The following is a 16,708-nucleotide window of genomic DNA, read 5'->3' on the forward strand; positions in this document are numbered from 1 at the left end:
AGTTCACTCCGCCAGCTGGAAGCCAAAGGGCGCATCGGGCGGCAGGCTGCCCACATCCACCGTCTGCTCCTTGCCGGGGCCCTTGTCCTCCGGGTTGGGCTCGGTGCCCATCAGCTTGATGATGAACCAGGTGCCGACGCCGAACACGAAGAAATAGACGATGATGAAGGCGATCAGCGATGCCGCCACCGCCGGCGCCGCCAGCGGCGAGGCGCTTTCGGCGGTGCGCAACAGGCCGAACACGGTGAACGGCTGCCGCCCGGTTTCGGTGGTGATCCAGCCGGCCAGCACGGCCACGAACCCGGCCGGCCCCATCGCCAGCGCCAGCCGCTGCTGCCACACGCCATCAAACAGACGGCCGCGCCACGCATTATAGGCCGCCCAGCCGCCGAGCAGCAGCATCAGCACACCGAGCCCCACCATCACCCGGAAGGCATAGAAGGGGAAGGCGACCTTGGCGCGGTTTTCCGGCGCCACCTTGTCCAGCCCCATCGTTGGCGCCTCGATGTCATGCTGCAGCACCAGGCTGCCCAGCGCCGGCACCTCCAGCTTGTAATGCATCACCTGATTGGCATCATCGGGCACGCCAAACAGGATCAGCGGCGCGGCGCGATCATGGCTTTCGTAATGGCCTTCCATCGCCGCGATCTTGGCCGGCTGGTGCTTGAGCGTGTTCACACCATGCTCATGGCCGGCCAGCACCTGCAGCGGCGCGGTGATCGCCACCATCCCCATCGCCATGGCAAACATGATCTTCGTCGCCGGCTGCGCGCTGCGGCCCAGCTTGCGATCCTTCAGCAGGTGATAGGCACCCACCGCCCCCACCACCAGCGCGGTCGTCAGATACGCCCCCAGCAACGTGTGGGCGAGGCGATAGGGCATGGACGGGTTCAGCACCACCGCCAGCCAGTCGGTCGCATAAAATTGGCCATTGTCAGCAATGGCATAGCCCTGCGGCGTCTGCATCCAGCTGTTCACGACGATGATCCAGAACGCCGAAATCGTCGTGCCGATGGCCACCAGGCAGGTGGCAAGGAAATGCAGCTTCTTGCCCACCCGGTCGAGCCCGAACAGCATCACCCCCAGGAAACCCGATTCCAGGAAAAACGCCGACAACACCTCATAGGCCATCAGCGGGCCAATGACGGGCCCTGCCTTGTCGGAAAAGGCCGCCCAGTTCGCCCCGAACTGATAGGCCATGACGATGCCCGAAACGACGCCCATGCCAAAAGCGATGGCAAAGATCTTCAGCCAATATCGGAACAGCTGCAGATACACATCGCGCCCGGTCTTCAGCCACAGCCCTTCCAGCACCGCCAGATAGCTGGCCAGCCCGATCGAAAAGGCCGGGAAGATGAAGTGGAACGACACGGTGAAGGCAAACTGGAACCGGGCCAGTGCCAGCGCGGAAACATCGTCGAACATAAGCGACCAACAGGCTCCTTCCCGGCGCGGCGCAAAGCCTGTAGGCGGCGGCACGGGGACCATTCAATAATGCCCTTATGGCGGGGAATCATGGCGTCGGACATTGAAATCGCACGCGCAGCGACATTGCGCCCCATCCGGGATGTGGCCGCCGGCATCGGCCTTGCCGAAGCCGCCATCGAACCGCATGGCCACCATATCGCCAAGCTCTCGGCCGCGACGCTGGCCGATCTGGCCGCCCGGCCCGCCGGCAAGCTGATCCTCGTCACCGCCGTCAACCCCACCCCGGCCGGCGAAGGCAAGACCACCACCACCATTGGCCTTGCCGATGCCCTCAATCGCATCGGCCGCCGCGCCGTCATCGCCCTGCGCGAACCCAGCCTGGGCCCGGTGTTCGGCCGCAAGGGCGGCGCCACCGGCGGCGGCCAGGCCCAGGTGCTGCCGATGGAGAAGATCAACCTCCACTTCACCGGCGATTTCCACGCCATCACCGCCGCCCACAATCTGCTGGCCGCGATGATCGACAACGCCATCCATTTCGCCACTGCCATGCCATCGGGCGCCACCATCAACCCGCGCACCGTCACCTGGCGGCGCGTGATGGACATGAACGACCGCGCCTTGCGCCAGATCGTGGCCGGAATGGGCACGGGCAACCATCCGCTGCGCGAAACCGGCTTCGACATCACGGTCGCCTCCGAAGTCATGGCCATCCTCTGCCTCGCCAGCGATCTGGCCGATCTCCAGGCCCGCCTCGCCCGCATCCGCGTCGCGAAAGACACGGCCGGCAACCCTGTCACCGCCGGCGATATCGGTGCCGCCGGCGCCATGGCCGCCCTGCTGGTCGATGCCATGCAGCCCAACCTCGTGCAGACCATTCACGGCAGCGCCGCCCTCATCCACGGCGGGCCGTTTGCCAATATCGCCCACGGCTGCAACTCGGTCATCGCCACCAGCGCCGCGCTGGCACTCGGCGAATTCGCCGTCACCGAAGCCGGCTTCGGCGCTGATCTTGGCGCCGAAAAATTCGCCCACATCAAATGCCGCCAGGCCGGCCTTGCCCCGGCCGCTGCCGTCGTTGTCGCCACCGTGCGCGCCTTGAAATATCACGGCGGCATGGCGCTGGCCGATCTTGGCACCAGCGATGCCGCGGCGCTCGATCGCGGCCTCGCTGTGCTGGCCCGCCACGTCGAAAATCTGCAATCGCTCGGCCTGCCCGTCGCTGTGGCCATCAACGCCTTTGCCAGCGACACCGAAGCCGAACAGGCCCAGGTGCTCCGCCACTGCCGGGGCACGCTCGGCATCCCTGCCCATCTGTGCCGCCACTGGGCCGATGGCCCGGCCGGCGCGGAGGACCTCGCCCGCAGCGTCGCCGCGCTGGCCGATGCCAATGCCGACCCGCACGCCCGCTTCACCCCGCTCTATGCCAGCGGCACCGATGTGCTCGAAGCGCTCACAATCGTGGCCACCCGCATCCACCGCGCCGGCACTGTCACCCTCTCTGCCGCCGCCCAGAAACAGCTCGCCAGCCTGCGCGCCGAAGGGCTGACCAACCTGCCTGTCTGCCTCGCCAAGACGCCTTACAGCTTCACCGCCGATGAAAGGCAGCGCGGCGCCGTGTCGGGCCATGATCTGCCCATTCGCGAGTTGCGCCTCGCCGCCGGCGCCGGCTTCATCGTCGCACTCGCCGGCGACATCGCCACCATGCCCGGGCTGCCGAAACAGCCCTCCGCCCTCGGCATCCATCTTGACGAACAGGGCCGCATCGAGGGCTTGAGCTGAGGCCATGGCTTGACACACGCGCAACAAGCGCGTGCCATCTGCCCAGCTTGATGGGGGTTGCCATGCTGACATTGCGTTATCCGGTGCTGGCCCTGGTCGTGGCGCTGACGGCGATGCCCGCGACAGCCGGCTTGCGCGTTTCGGTGCAGGCCTTCACGGCGCTGGGCGTGCCCGAAGCCAGGGCCCGCTGCATCGTCGCCCGGCTGGGCGAAGGCGCACAGCTTGATGAGGCCGGCGAAGAAGACAGCGAGGGGGAGCTCGACTCGGTGCTCGAAAAGCTGCGCTCGCGCCTCGGCAAGATGGCGGCCCTGGCGGATCGGGATTTTTACCGCACGGTCGCCGCCCAGGCCTTCCAGTCCCAGCAGAACCGCGACGCGTTCATCGATATCGCCACAAGGCAATGCGCGCCCGGCTGAACAGCCGCGTCTTGATCACAGCCGTTCCAGCTTCAGCCATGCCCGGTTGCCGGCCCAGGCCCGCCGGAAGGCGCTCTCGGCAGCCGCCGCCTCCACCTTGTGTCCGGCCGCCGCCTCGCTCATCGCCAACCCGTAAAGCGCCCAGCCATTGCCCGGTGTCTGCACCAGCGCCGCGCGAAATGCCTCGGTCGCGCCGGCCGCATCGCCGGCCAGCAGCCGCGCTGCCCCCAGCGACTGGTTCACCGGATAATGCCAGTAACTCGGTTCCATATAGGGGATGCTCGCCTCGATCCGGGCGGCAACGCGGAAATGCGCGGCGGCCACCACATGCAGGCCGCCCGCCATCGCCCAGCGCCCGCGTGCCACATTGTCGGCAATGCGGATCAGATCGGGCAGCGGCACCGATTGGGCCACCAGTTCGCGGGTGCCCGGATGATCCACCTGCGCCGCCATCGCCTGCAGTTCGGCATTGAATCCGGCCTTGTCGCGGGTTTGGGCAAAGGCGACGGCGCGCGCGAAATGGCGCATGGCGAGCGCATAGGGCAGGCGCGCATCAGGCGCCGGCATCGCCAGGATGGCCGCCGGATCGGCCACCATCGCCATCACCTGATAGGGCGCGGCCTCCACCGCCTGTGCCGCCGGCAGCCGCGCCGACAGATCGGCATCCAGCAACGTGCGCAGCCGCATCGCCTCACGCCGGGCGGTGGCAACATCCCCGGCCATCATGGCCGAGGTGACGATGAAATGGACATTGTGGGGATAATAGCCATAGCGCAGCATGCCCCGGTCCCCGGTGGCGGCGATCCAGGCCTCGTCCGCCCGCACGGCCGCAACATTGGCCGCAATCGAATCCAGATAGCGGCCGCGGCGATGCCAGATGTGGGATGGCATGTGAACCAGATGGCCGGCGCTGCGCGCGCCGGCCTGGGCCAACTGGTCGGCCGCCGCCTCGGCCCGGGCCGGATCAGGCATCTCCATCATGTGCACATAAAGATGGGCGGCCTGGATATGGCCGGGATTGCGGGCCAGCACGCCCTCCAGCAGGCGCACCGCCTCCCCGCTCTTGCCCACCGGCTTGCCATCGGCCAGCCAATAATTCCACGGGCTGGTGTCCATCACCGCCTCGGCCGCCAGCACCGCCACATCATCATCGCCGGCAAAGCGCGCGGCAACGGCCAGCATGGCATCGGCATAGGCCACATCAAGCGCGGCACGTTCCGCCCCGTCATCGCGGGAATAGCGCGTGGCCAGCGCCTCGATCAGCGCCCGCTCCATGGGGGAGGCCTGGTCCTTCAGGGCAACCGCGCGGTCGAGCGCGGCGAGCGCCGCGGGGCGGTCGCGCCCGTCCATCGGCGCGTTGATATTGGGGCCCAGCGCCATCGCCTCCCCCCACCAGCACAGCGCACAGCCCGGATCGAGCCGCTGGGCGCGGCGGAACGAGGCGACCGCACCGGCATGGTTGAAGCCATAGGTGAGCAGCAGGCCCTGGCTGAACCAGCGGCGCGCCTCGCCATTTTGGGTGGAAAGCGGGAAGGCCGAGCCTGTGAGATCGGGATAGAGCGGCACATCACCCGTGGCACTGGCCGGTGCCGCAACCGCAGCCGCTGCCAGCAAGGCGCGCACGGGGCCCATCGGCGCCCGCCCCGGCGCGCACAGGCCGGCGGCCAGCCGGGACGGGTCCAGCGCCGCGATCACCGCCGCCGATGGGCCGGCGGCGCTCTCCACCACGGGCGGCACCAGCATCGCTGCCAGCAGCAGCATGGCCCGTCCCGACAATCCTGCCCTGTTCATCCGCCTGCCCCCTGTTTTCGGCATGGTGCCAGATCGGCCGGCATCAGAACAGCCACGCCAGCGGCAGCCAGCCCAGGATTCGCAAGGCCAGGCGCTGCCACCAGGCGGTGCCGGGTTCGGGCCGCAGCCGCAGCGCCCCATCCCGCCAGGCCAGGCCATCCGCCATGGACTCCACCCGCCAGGCAAAGCGCGGCAGGCCGGCATCCAGCGCCGCCGCCAGCCGGCCCGCCAGCACCGGGGCGTCGATCAGAAAGCCCAGTTCGGTGTTCAACTGCAGCGACCGCGGATCCAGGTTCATCGATCCCACAAAGATCCAGCGGGCATCGGCAATGATGGTCTTGGCATGCAGGGCCGATGCGCTGCGCCGAAAGAAACTCGTGCCATCATCCATCCGCCGCAGCCGGCGCGGCACCAGGCCCAGCACCGCCCGGTCGCCGGCCGCGCCCCGCATTTCCCACAGCCCTACCCCCATGGCCAGCAGCCGCGCCCGCCACGGCGCATACCAGGCGTGCACCAGCGCGACATTGTTCGAAACCAGGCTGTTGGTCAGCACCTCCACGCGCACCCCCTGCCCGGCCAGCCCGGCCAGCAGCCGCGCCAATCCCGCTGTGGGAATGAAATAGGCTGAAACCAGCAAGAACCGCCGCGTGACCGGGCCCACCAGAGCCAGCAGCTGCGGCAGGATCAGCCCGTCTTCCGGCGCGGCGCCCGCGATCTTGTCGGGCGGGTCCGAAAGCATGTGCACATCGGCCCAGGTGAAATCATCGGCGGCATCGATCATCGCGGCCGTGGCCGGCGCATCGGCCGCCGCGCGATAGCCGGCCAGCCGCCCGGCATCGGCCGCCGCGTCGGCGCGTGGCTGCACCGGCACAGCCCGGGCCGCATCCCAGTAACGCTGGAAATCCGCCCCCAGCGCCGAGGCCACCGCACCAATCGCCAGCACATCCAGATCGGCCGCCAGCGCCGGATGCTCGGCGGCGAAATATTCATCGCCGATGTTGCGCCCGCCAATCACGCAGGCCAGGCCATCCACCACCAGGGCCTTGTTGTGCATGCGCCGGTTCAACCGGGCAAAATCCACCGGCAGGGTCAGCCAGCGCCACCGCCGCAGCCGCGCCGGGTTGAACAGGCGCAACTCCACCCCCGGCAGCGCCCAGCCATCCGCACCGGGGCTGCCGAAATCATCCAGCAACAGCCGCACGCGCACACCGCGCGCCGCCGCGGCCACCAGTTCGGCCCGCAGCAATTGGCCAGCGGCATCATCGCGCCAGATATAATATTGGGCATCGATGCTGGCCCGTGCCCGCCGCACCAGGGCGATGCGCAGCGCCAGCGCCGCCGGCCCGTCGGCCAGCAGCTGCACCCCACTCTGGCCCGGATGCGCGGCGCACAGGCGGGCCAGATCACTGGTCATGCCGCCAGCCGCACCAGTATGGGCAGATGATCCGATGCCACCCGGGCCAGCGCCGATGCGTGCACGCTGGCTTCGGCCACCGCCAGCCCATGGTGCACAAAGGCCCGATCCAGCCGGCCCAGCGGCAGCCGCGCCGGGAAACTGGGCGGCAGCACTAGTTCCCGCCAATGCCGGGCCAGCGCCGCCACCGCTGCGCCGCCGCGCCGCCACTCGTTGAAATCGCCCATCAACTGCTCCGGCGGCTGGCCCGGCGCCCGCGCCACCGCCGCGATGATCGCCTGCATCTGCCGCGCCCGGGTCAGGCCCGACAGATCCAGATGCGCCCCCACCAGCCGGATCATCCGATGGCCCAACGCAAGATCGCCCAGCACGGCGCCGCGTGGCTCCAGCGCCGGCAAGGTGATGCGCTGGCAGTGCGTCAGCCGCACAGCCCCGCGAAACAACAGCGCATTGCCGTGCCAACCGATCGCCCGCCCCTGTTCGGCCAACGGCGCCACCTGCCAGCCGCACGCCGCCAATTGGTCGGCCGGCAACACCGACGTCCGCACACCCAGCCGCGTGTCGGCTTCCTGGCACAGCGCCACATCGGCGCCGATCTCGTCCAGCACGTCCAGGGTCCGCGCCGGCACCCGGCGGCCATCGCTGCCCACGGCCTTGTGGATATTGTAACTGGCGATGGTCAGCGACACGGCTTGCGCTCCGCAAAAAAGGTCAGTATTATTGACCCAATTAACAGACATTGGGGAGCGGCCATGGTCGCAGGATTGCCACCGGTCAGCCTGGAAGACAAATATCGCTTTCGCGATGGCCGGGTGTTCATGTCGGGCGTGCAGGCCCTGGTCCGCCTGCCGCTGGTGCAGAAATGGCGCGATGCCGCCGCCGGGCTCAACACCGCCGGCTTCATTTCCGGTTATCGCGGCTCCCCGCTCGGCGGCTATGATCAGGAATTGTGGCGCGCCAAGAAGTGGCTGAAGGAACAGGATATCCACTTCGTTCCCGGCGTGAACGAGGAACTGGGCGCCACCGCCGTCTGGGGCACCCAGCATGTCGCATTGAGCCCCAAGGCCACGAAAGATGGCGTGTTCGGCATCTGGTATGGCAAGGGCCCCGGCCTCGATCGCGCCATGGACGTGCTGAAACACGCCAACGCTGCCGGCACCAGCCAGCACGGCGGCGTGCTCGCCATCGTCGGCGATGATCACGGCGCCAAATCCTCCACCCTGCCGCACCAGAGCGACCATAATTTCCTCGCCGCCTTCGTGCCCTTCCTCGCCCCGGCTTCGGTGCACGAATTTGTCGAATATGGCCTGCTGGGCCTTGCCATGAGCCGCTTTGCCGGCACCTGGGTTGGCTTCAAGGCCACGGCCGACACGGTGGAAACCTCGGCCACGGTTGATCTGGCCGGCGAAAACCGCAGCATCATCATCCCCGAATTCGAATTTCCCGATGGCGGTGTCCACATCCGCCCGGGTGACATCTGGCGGGAGGAAGACACCCGCCTGCAACGCTACAAGGGCTTTGCCGCCATGGCCTTCGCCAAGGCCAACCGCATCGACCGCGTGGTGTGGGACAGCCCCCGCCCCCGCATCGGCATCGTCTCCACCGGCAAGGCCTTTGCCGACACGATGGAGGCGCTGGCCGAACTCGGCATCGATGAACGCGTCGCCGCCAGCATCGGCCTCAAGGTCTACAAGGTCGGCATGCCCTGGCCGCTGGAACCGGATGGCATCCGCGCCTTTGCCGAGGGGCTGGAGGAAGTTCTCGTCATCGAGGAAAAGCGCGAGTTCATCGAGCATCAGCTGAAATGGCAGCTCTACAACTGGCGCGAGGCCGTGCGCCCCATCGTCGTCGGCAAACATGACGAAAGCGGCGAATGGCTGCTTTCCCCTGACAACGAGCTGTCCCCGGGCGTCATCGCCCATGTCATTGCCGCCCGCATCCAGCGTATCCATGATACCGACCGGATTCGCGCCACCCTCGCCTTCTTCCGCGACCAGTCCGCCAAGGCGGCCGCCCACGAAACCCCGGTCAAGCGCAGCCCCTATTTCTGCTCCGGCTGCCCGCACAACACCTCGACCAAGCCGCCCGAAGGTCAGCGCGCGCTGGCCGGGATCGGCTGCCACATCATGGCGATGTGGATGGACCGGGCCGAAACCTTCACCCAGATGGGCGGCGAAGGCGTCACCTGGGTGGGCGAAGCGCCCTTCACCGACGAGAATCACGTCTTCGCCAATCTCGGCGACGGCACCTATTTCCACTCCGGCCTGCTCGCCATCCGCCAGTCCATCGCGGCCGGCGTCAACATCACCTACAAGATCCTCTACAACGATGCCGTCGCCATGACCGGCGGGCAGAAACATGATGGCGAACTGGGCGTTGACCAGATCGCCGCCCAGATGCTGGCCGAGCATGCGAAAAAGGTCGCCGTCCTCACCGAGGATCTCGCCCGCTACAAGGGCGTCACCCTGCCCGCCGGCGTGCGGCTGCTCGATCGCGCCCTGCTGGATGAGGTGCAGAAGGAATTTGCCGCCACGCCCGGCTGCACAATCATCATCTTCGATCAGACCTGCGCCGCCGAAAAGCGCCGGCGCCGCAAACGCCAGCAGATGGTCGATCCCACCCGCCGCGTCTTCATCAACCCGGCCGTCTGCGAAGGCTGCGGCGATTGTTCGGTGCAATCCAACTGCGTCTCGGTGGAGCCCGTGGAAACCGAATTCGGCCGCAAGCGCCGCATCAATCAGTCCAGCTGCAACAAGGATTACAGCTGCGTCAAAGGCTTCTGCCCCAGCTTCGTCACCATCGATGATGCGCAGGTGAAGAAATCCAAGGCCGATTTCACCCTGGATGGCGTGGCCGATCCCACCGTGCCGGCGCCGGGCGATGGCTTCAACATCATGGTCACCGGCATTGGCGGCACCGGCGTGCTCACCGTGTCGGCCCTGCTCGGCACCGCCGCCCATATCGAAGGGCTGGCCAGCACCACGGCCGACATGGCCGGCCTCGCCCAGAAGGGCGGCGCGGTCTACAGCCATGTCCGCATCGCGCAATCCAACGATGATCTCCTGTCCCCGCGCATCATGGCCGGCAGCGCCGATCTGGTGCTGGCCTGCGATGCCGTCGTCGCCGCCGACAAGCCGACCCAAAGCCTGATGGTGCCCGAACGCACCGCCGTCATCGCCAATGCCGATGTTGCGCCCACCAGCGATTTCGTGCGCAACCGCGATTTCGATTTCCGCAGTGCCCAGGTCGAACGCGCCATCCGCAAGGCATCAAACCCCAATGCCTGCGACTTCATCGCGGCTGACACGGTGGCCACCGCGTTGTTGGGCGATGCCATCGGCAGCAATATCCTCTTGATGGGCTATGCTTGGCAAAAGGGCCTGATCCCGCTGAAACGGGAAAGCATCGAGGCCGCCATCGATCTGAACGGCGTCGCCATCCCCTTCAACAAGCGCGCCTTTGCGCTCGGCCGCCTGCTCGCCACCCGGCCCGACCAGGTGCTGGCCCTGGTGGAGGCAACCCGCGGCCCGCAGCCGGAACCGCCCGCCACCAATCTTGATGAGATGATCGCCCGCCGCGAGGCCGATCTCGTGCTCTATCAGGATGAAGCCTATGCGCGGCGCTTCCGGCAAACCGTGGACCAGGCCCGCACCGCCGGCGGCGATGCCTTCGCCGAAGCCGTGGCCAAGAGCCTTTACAAGCTGATGGCCTACAAGGACGAATATGAAGTCGCCCGCCTCTACAGCGATGGCCGCTTCCAGGCGGCCTATGATGCGCAATTCGCCGGCGGTGCCCCGCGTGTGCTGCTCGCCCCGCCGCTGCTCAGCCGCATCGATCCCGCCACCGGCCGCCCGAAAAAGATCAGCTTCGGCCCCTGGGTGTTCAAGGCCTTTGGCCTGCTCGCCCGGCTGAAGGGCCTGCGCGGCACCGCGCTCGACCTCTTCGGCTACAGTGAAGAACGCCGCCACGAACGCGCCGACATCGCCGCCTTCGAAGCCGACGTCGCCCGCCTCTGCGCCGAACTCAACCCCGGCAACATCGGCATGGCCATCGCCATCGCCAAACTGCCAATGGACGTGCGCGGCTTCGGCCCGGTCAAGGCCAAGGCCCGCGCCGAGATGCTGACCCGCCGCGAAGCCCTGTGGGCAAAATGGCCGGGCATGGCGGCCCAGGCGGCAGCCTGACCGCCGGCCGCCCGCCGCTCAGGTCGGCGGATTGGCCTGCTCTCTGCGGCGGATATAATCGGTCAGCACCGCCAGAAAGCCCTGCCCTTCGGCAACCGTGGCGATCTCGCCGGGCGAACCCAGCGCGCTGGCCGCAACGGCCTGGTCCCGCATGGCATCGGTCTGCCCGGCATAGGCCATCGACCACCCGTCAAAGCTGCGCGCCGAAATCGGGTGGAAATGCAGGATGGTCACATTGTCTTGGCGGGGATCATATTGGATCGTCTCGAACAAATCCTCCAGGGCCGCCTGCGGCCCTTCCAGCACCTGGGCAAAACAGCCGCCGCTGAACAACAGCGCGCCGGTGATGCCGGCCAGCCGGTTCTTGTCGCGGGCCACTTGCAGGATCGCGCCGATCCCGGCCTCGATCACGGCGGGCGGGCCCGTCATGGTGTTGCGGCTGAAATAGGCCAGGCTGTACAAATCATCGCTCATCGCCGCACACCCCAATAAGGGCTGGCCTGGTCAAGCCTGGCAATCAACGCCGGCACGGCATCGGCCGGAACCGGGGTGCTGACCAGATAGCCCTGCATTTCGGTCACGCCGGCTTCCCACACCAGGCTGGCCTGTGCGGCGGTTTCAACCCCTTCCGCAACCGTGGAAATGCCCAACCCGGTGCCCAGCGCGGCAATGGGGCGAATCATCCATGCCGCATTGCTCGGGGCCACGGGCCGGGCCGACCCGGCCGTGCCGCCCACAACCTGGACGAACGACCGATCGATCTTGATCCGGTCAAAGCTGAATTGGGCCAACCGGCTCAACGAGGAATAGCCGGTGCCAAAATCATCAATGGCCAGGCGCACGCCCAGGCGATGGATGTCGGCCAGGACCGATGCGCCCTGCTCCGCCATGGCATTCTCGGTGATCTCGATCTCCAATCGCTGAGCTGGCAGGCCGGCGCCCTGCAACGCCTCGGTGATGCCGGCGATCAGGGCCGGCCCTTCGCGCAGTTGCAAGGGCGAGACATTCACCGACAGCTGCAGCGGGGTGCCATGGGCCGGCAGCGGCCAGCGGGCGGCATCATGGCGCGCCCGCCGCAAGATCCAACTGCCCAGCGCGCCGATCAGGCCGATGCTTTCGGCCAGCGGAATGAAACCGTCGGGGTTGAGGGTGCCCCGGGTTGGGTGCTGCCAGCGCAGCAGCGCCTCGAAACCGGTCAGCTGGCCGGTCGCCAGATCCACGATCGGCTGATAATGCACCGCGAATTGATCAAGGGTCAGCGCTTCGCGCAGCTTCACCTGCTGCAACGCCAGTGCGGCGCGCAGGTCCGTCTCCAGCGCCAGCCGCAGCCGGGCCCGGTCCTGCATCGAGGGCTCGAACTTGCGTTGCCGGTTGCGGCCTTCGAGTTCGGCCTGGTGCAAGGCAATCGCGGCCGAACGCAGCAGGGCATCGGCATCAATGCCATCGCCCGGGGCCTGCGCGATGCCGATGCTGCCGCTGATGGTGATGGCATGGCCATTCACGGCATAAGGATGGCCAACCAGTTCGAGCAGCTTGTCGGCCAGGGCGCCAACGCCATCGCCCGTCGGCAGGAACACCGCAAATTCATCGCCGCTGGTCCGCGCCACGGTGGCATCGGGGCCAGCCGCGCGCCGGATGCGATGGGCCACCCGCTGCAGGACCGCGTCGCCGGTGTCATGGCCGGCGCTGTCGTTCACCGTCTTGAACCGGTCGAGATCAAGCAACAACAGGGTGGGCCTGGCCTCAGGCGCGGCCAACCCGGCCAGGCGATCCGCCACAATGGAACGAAAACCGCGCCGCTGCAGCAGCCCGGTCAACGGATCGATCATCCCGGATTCAATATCGGCGACATTTGCCATGGCCGGCAAATCACCATGGCAATGAAGATTTTGCAATGCTATCGCAAGAAATGGGTCATCCGGGCTTCGACCCCCATTCCCGCCTGGGCCACCCGGGGCCAGCGGCCTCGGCACGCTGTCCTACACGGCAAAATCCTGTCATCATGCCGTTCGGAGTCGTGGCAGGCCACTGATCAAATGTAAAATTTCGCTCTCACAAACACGCCAGATGTGTCAAATGCGTCAAAACTGAAGGCGCAAATGCAAAGCGAGGCCGGCCGGCCAACCAGTGCAACCAGCTCTTTCTCAGTCTGAACAAACAATGGCAGCAGCGGCCATCATGGCCGTCTGATCTCAGTCGCCGATATCAACCGCAAAACAGCCGTTCTTGCCGATCTCCAGCGTCTTGCAGCCCTTGCTGGCTTCGGCGCGGGTGTCGAACGGGCCAACCTGCAGGCGCCAGTTGCCACCGAATTTGCCGATGGTCGGGTGCAGGCCCTTCACATCGCGCTTGTTGGCGGCAGCGAGTTTCTTCCACGCGGCCATGGCGCTCTTCTGGTTGGGATAGGTGCCCAACTGGATGCGCCAGCCGGTTTCCTTTGGCGGCGGTGGTGGGGCGGCCTTCTTCTTCGGCTCCGGCTTGTCGGCCAGCTTCACCGGCGGCGCGCTGGGCGTGGACCGGGGCGACAAGACGCTGGCCTGGCGGGTTTCGGCCGGCGGCGCCGCAGTTGGCGTGACCGCGGGCACGGCCGTGGGGGAAGAGCCCTCCTCCTCGGCCTCGTCCTCGTTTGCCGGGGTCTCCGCACCGGCGGCCTTCAGGGCGGCGGCGTTCAGGGCGGCGGTGCTGGTCTCGGCGGCCGGGGCCGGCGCGCTGTTGCCGCTGGCGATCACGGTCACCGGCGGGGTCGGCGTCGTCACCGCCGTCATCGGCGGCGGCGCGATGCCGGGCTGGAATTGGGCCGGCACGCCGCTGCCATTGGCCAGCGCGGTGGCGATCTGCCAGCCGTTGGCGCGATCAAGCGGCTGGATGGCCTGGCTCAGCTCATTCAGGGCCTTGGTCGCTTCCGGCAGGCCCTGGGCTGCCGCCCGCACCAGATAGGCATAGGCCAGCGGCATGGATTTGGCCGCGCCATCGCCATTCCAGTGCACGATGCCCAGCACATATTGCGCCCGCATCTCGCCCCGGTCGGCCGCTGCCTTCAGCCAGCGCACCGCTTCGGCCTTTTCGGTGGCCTGGAACAACAGGATGCCCAGATTGGCCTGGGCCGGCAGATGGCCCTTCACGGCGGCGCGGCGATACCAGTCACGGGCAATCGCCTTGTCCATCGTCACGCCGCGGCCCAGCTTGTAGGCTTGGCCCATGTTGAACATGGCGTCGGGATCGCCATTTTCGGCAAATGGCTGCCACATCGAAACGGCTTCATCCCATTTGCCGGCGCGCCACAGCTCAACGCCCTGGCGCACCGATGGCGGCGGCGGCGTGGCGCGGGCCGGCGCTGCCGCTGCCGGGCGCGAGGCGCGGCTCTTCTTGCCCTTTTTCTTCTTGCGGGCCGCCAGCGCCGGATCGCCGGCAACCAGTGCCAGCACCAGCAACATGCCTATCGCCCTTACGCCCGCCAAACCACATCTCCGCCTTTTATCGTTGTGCGCACCCGTCCGGCGGTGGGCAGCCCGTTGAAGGGCGTGTTGCCCGCACCGTGGAATTGATCGCCGTCGATACGCCATGGCGCCGCTTCGTCAAAGACCACAAGGTCCGCCGGTGCGCCGAGTTGCAGGGTTCCGGCGACAAGCCCAAAGCGCCGGGCCGGATTGGTGCTGAGCAGGGCGATCAGACCGGGCAGATCGATGACGCCATCGCGCACCAGCCCAAGCCCCAGCGCCAGCAGCGTTTCGGCCCCCGCCATGCCGGCCCGCGCATCGGCAAAGGGCTGGCGCTTGTCTTCCTGGCTTTGCGGATCATGGCCAGAGGCGAGGATGGAAATCGTGCCATCGCGCACCCCTTCGATCACCGCCAGCCGGTCCGCCTCGCAGCGCAGCGGCGGTGACAGCCGGGCAAAGCTGCGGAACCCCGCCACCGCCATATCGTTCAGCAGCAGATGCGCCGGGGTGATCCCCGCTGTCACATCCACGCCACGGGCCCGCGCCGCCCGCACCGCCGCCAGCCCTTCCGCGGTCGTCACCTGGCGGATATGCAGGCGGGCGCCGGTGGCTTCGGCCAGGCGGCAATCGCGGATGATCGCCAGCGCTTCGGCAAAGGCCGGGGCGGCGGCCAGGCCCAGCCGCGTGGCATATTCGCCTTCGGTCGCCACCGTGCCGGCGGTCAGCGCCACATCCTCGGCATGGCTCACCACCACCAGGCCATGGCCATGGGCATAAGCCAGCAGCCGCTGCATCACCCGGGCATCGGCAATGGCGCGCCGGCCGGTCGCCACCCCCACGGCCCCCGCCGCCTGGGCCAGACCAATCTCGGCCAACTCCTCGCCCCTCAGCCCGCGGGTGGCGGCGGCGAGCGGGTGCACCCACACATCGGGTTTGCCCGATCCCTGTGCAAAGGCGACCAGTGCCGGATCGTCCAACGGCGGCGACTGATCCGGCATCAGGATCATGCGGGTAATGCCGCCGGCGTTGGCCGCCGCGGTATCGGCACGGAACACCCCGGCATCGATCAGGCCGGGGGCCACCACCAGGCCGGTGGCATCGATGATCTGGGCATCAGACGGCGGTTCCGCCTGGCCGATGCCGGCAATCTTGCGGTCCTTCAGCAGGATGGTGGCGATCCCGTCATGCCCGGTGGCGGGGCAGACGACACGGCCGCCGGTGATGGCGATGGCGGCGCTCATGCCCAGCCCTCCACTCCGCGCCGCCGCCGGGTCAACACGTCAAGGCAGGCCATGCGCACCGCCACGCCCATCTCCACCTGTTCGGTCACGGCGCTGCGGGCGATGTCGTCAGCAATGGCGCCATCGATTTCCACACCGCGGTTCATCGGGCCGGGATGCATCACTAACACATCGGGAGCGGCCTTGGCCAGCCGCGCCTCCGTCAACCCATAAAAACGGAAATACTCACGGGGCGACGGCACATAGGCCCCCTCCATCCGCTCCGTCTGCAGGCGCAGCATCATAACCACATCGGCGCCGGCCAGACCGGCATCCATGTCAGTAAAGCTTTCGACGCAATAGCCATCCAGCCCGGCCGGCAGCAGTGTCGGCGGCGCCACTGCCCGCACCTCGGCCCCCAGCGCGCCCAACAGCATGAAATTGGATCGCGCCACCCGGCTGTGCAGGATGTCGCCGCAGATCGCCACCTTCAGCCCGGCAATGCGACCCTTGCGCCGGCGAATGGTCAGGGCATCCAGCAGCGCCTGCGTGGGGTGCTCGTGACGGCCGTCGCCGGCGTTGAGCACCGGGCAATCGACCTTTTCGGAGATCAACTGGACCGCTCCCGACGATCCGTGGCGGATCACGATCATGTCAGGGTGCATGGCATTCAGGGTCAGCGCAGTGTCGAGCAGCGTCTCGCCCTTCTTCACGCTCGATCCCGACACGCCGAGGTTGACGACATCAGCCCCCAGCCGCTTGCCGGCGATCTCGAAACTCAGAAGCGTGCGGGTGCTGTTCTCGAAAAAGGCATTGATCTGGGTGAGGCCGGCCAACCGGTCGGCATGCTTGGAGGCACTGCGGTTCAGTTCAACCCACTGCTCCGCCTCGTCCAGCAGAAAGCAGATTTCCCACGGCTTCAGCTGGGCAATGCCCAACAGATGGGCATGCGGAAACGGATGCGCACCGTCTGCCAGTGCGGGGTGGGAGGGTGCGCGCGCCATGAGCCCTCTCCCTAATGACACTCACCGTGCCAGAC

The 16,708-nt window shown here is 67.5% G+C and carries 12 protein-coding genes; 3 read left to right on the top strand and 9 right to left on the bottom strand.

What is annotated here, in order from left to right:
* Positions 1-3: 3 nt before the first annotated feature.
* Positions 4-1,425 (bottom strand): cytochrome ubiquinol oxidase subunit I, encoded by a 1,422-nt coding sequence (locus CHU93_RS09240; RefSeq protein ID WP_094473796.1) that lies wholly within the window; start codon positions 1,423-1,425, stop codon positions 4-6.
* A 90-nt stretch (positions 1,426-1,515) separates the two neighbouring features.
* Here CHU93_RS09240 and CHU93_RS09245 point away from each other — a divergent pair, with 90 nt between their 5' ends.
* Both CHU93_RS09245 and CHU93_RS09250 read left to right on the top strand, forming a co-directional pair.
* Entirely contained in the window at positions 1,516-3,207 is a 1,692-nt protein-coding gene (locus CHU93_RS09245) for a formate--tetrahydrofolate ligase (protein WP_094473797.1), read from the top strand.
* Positions 3,208-3,269: 62 nt separating this feature from the next.
* Positions 3,270-3,623 (top strand): hypothetical protein, encoded by a 354-nt coding sequence (locus CHU93_RS09250; protein WP_086116667.1) that lies wholly within the window; start codon positions 3,270-3,272, stop codon positions 3,621-3,623.
* A 15-nt stretch (positions 3,624-3,638) separates the two neighbouring features.
* On the opposite strand, the gene CHU93_RS09255 is transcribed toward CHU93_RS09250, so the two are convergent.
* The 3 genes from CHU93_RS09255 to CHU93_RS09265 all read right to left on the bottom strand — a co-directional run bounded on the left by CHU93_RS09255 (position 3,639) and on the right by CHU93_RS09265 (position 7,517).
* Positions 3,639-5,384, bottom strand: coding sequence for a tetratricopeptide repeat protein (locus tag CHU93_RS09255; protein ID WP_243375475.1), 1,746 nt, complete (start codon positions 5,382-5,384; stop codon positions 3,639-3,641).
* Between the two features lie 73 nt (positions 5,385-5,457).
* Positions 5,458-6,828 carry a phospholipase D-like domain-containing protein gene (locus CHU93_RS09260; RefSeq protein WP_094473799.1) on the bottom strand — a complete coding sequence of 457 codons (1,371 nt, stop codon included), beginning with the start codon at positions 6,826-6,828 and terminating at the stop codon, positions 5,458-5,460.
* Positions 6,825-7,517 carry an endonuclease/exonuclease/phosphatase family protein gene (locus tag CHU93_RS09265; RefSeq protein ID WP_094473800.1) on the bottom strand — a complete coding sequence of 231 codons (693 nt, stop codon included), beginning with the start codon at positions 7,515-7,517 and terminating at the stop codon, positions 6,825-6,827. The genes CHU93_RS09260 and CHU93_RS09265 overlap by 4 nt, the downstream gene beginning before the upstream one ends.
* 63 nt (positions 7,518-7,580) lie before the next feature.
* On the opposite strand from CHU93_RS09265, the gene CHU93_RS09270 reads away from it, so the two are divergent.
* On the top strand, positions 7,581-11,012 hold the full coding sequence (locus tag CHU93_RS09270; RefSeq protein ID WP_094473801.1) for an indolepyruvate ferredoxin oxidoreductase family protein: 3,432 nt from the start codon (positions 7,581-7,583) through the stop codon (positions 11,010-11,012).
* Positions 11,013-11,030: 18 nt separating this feature from the next.
* Here the strand turns inward: CHU93_RS09270 and CHU93_RS09275 are convergent, their stop codons facing one another.
* The 5 genes from CHU93_RS09275 to CHU93_RS09295 form a co-directional block, all read right to left on the bottom strand.
* Complete coding sequence (locus CHU93_RS09275) at positions 11,031-11,486, bottom strand: BLUF domain-containing protein (RefSeq protein WP_094473802.1); 456 nt, start codon at positions 11,484-11,486, stop codon at positions 11,031-11,033.
* Positions 11,483-12,871 carry a putative bifunctional diguanylate cyclase/phosphodiesterase gene (locus tag CHU93_RS09280; protein WP_094473803.1) on the bottom strand — a complete coding sequence of 463 codons (1,389 nt, stop codon included), beginning with the start codon at positions 12,869-12,871 and terminating at the stop codon, positions 11,483-11,485. The genes CHU93_RS09275 and CHU93_RS09280 overlap by 4 nt, the downstream gene beginning before the upstream one ends.
* Before the next feature lie 333 nt (positions 12,872-13,204).
* Positions 13,205-14,446 carry an SPOR domain-containing protein gene (locus CHU93_RS09285; protein ID WP_165768677.1) on the bottom strand — a complete coding sequence of 414 codons (1,242 nt, stop codon included), beginning with the start codon at positions 14,444-14,446 and terminating at the stop codon, positions 13,205-13,207.
* An 11-nt stretch (positions 14,447-14,457) separates the two neighbouring features.
* Entirely contained in the window at positions 14,458-15,690 is a 1,233-nt protein-coding gene (locus tag CHU93_RS09290) for a dihydroorotase (RefSeq protein WP_094473805.1), read from the bottom strand.
* Positions 15,687-16,673: an aspartate carbamoyltransferase catalytic subunit gene (locus CHU93_RS09295; RefSeq protein ID WP_094473806.1), complete on the bottom strand. Its 987-nt coding sequence runs from the start codon at positions 16,671-16,673 to the stop codon at positions 15,687-15,689. The genes CHU93_RS09290 and CHU93_RS09295 overlap by 4 nt, the downstream gene beginning before the upstream one ends.
* Positions 16,674-16,708 lie beyond the last annotated feature (35 nt).

Origin of the sequence: Sandarakinorhabdus cyanobacteriorum, from assembly GCF_002251755.1 — a bacterium.
GTDB lineage: Bacteria > Pseudomonadota > Alphaproteobacteria > Sphingomonadales > Sphingomonadaceae > Sandarakinorhabdus > Sandarakinorhabdus cyanobacteriorum.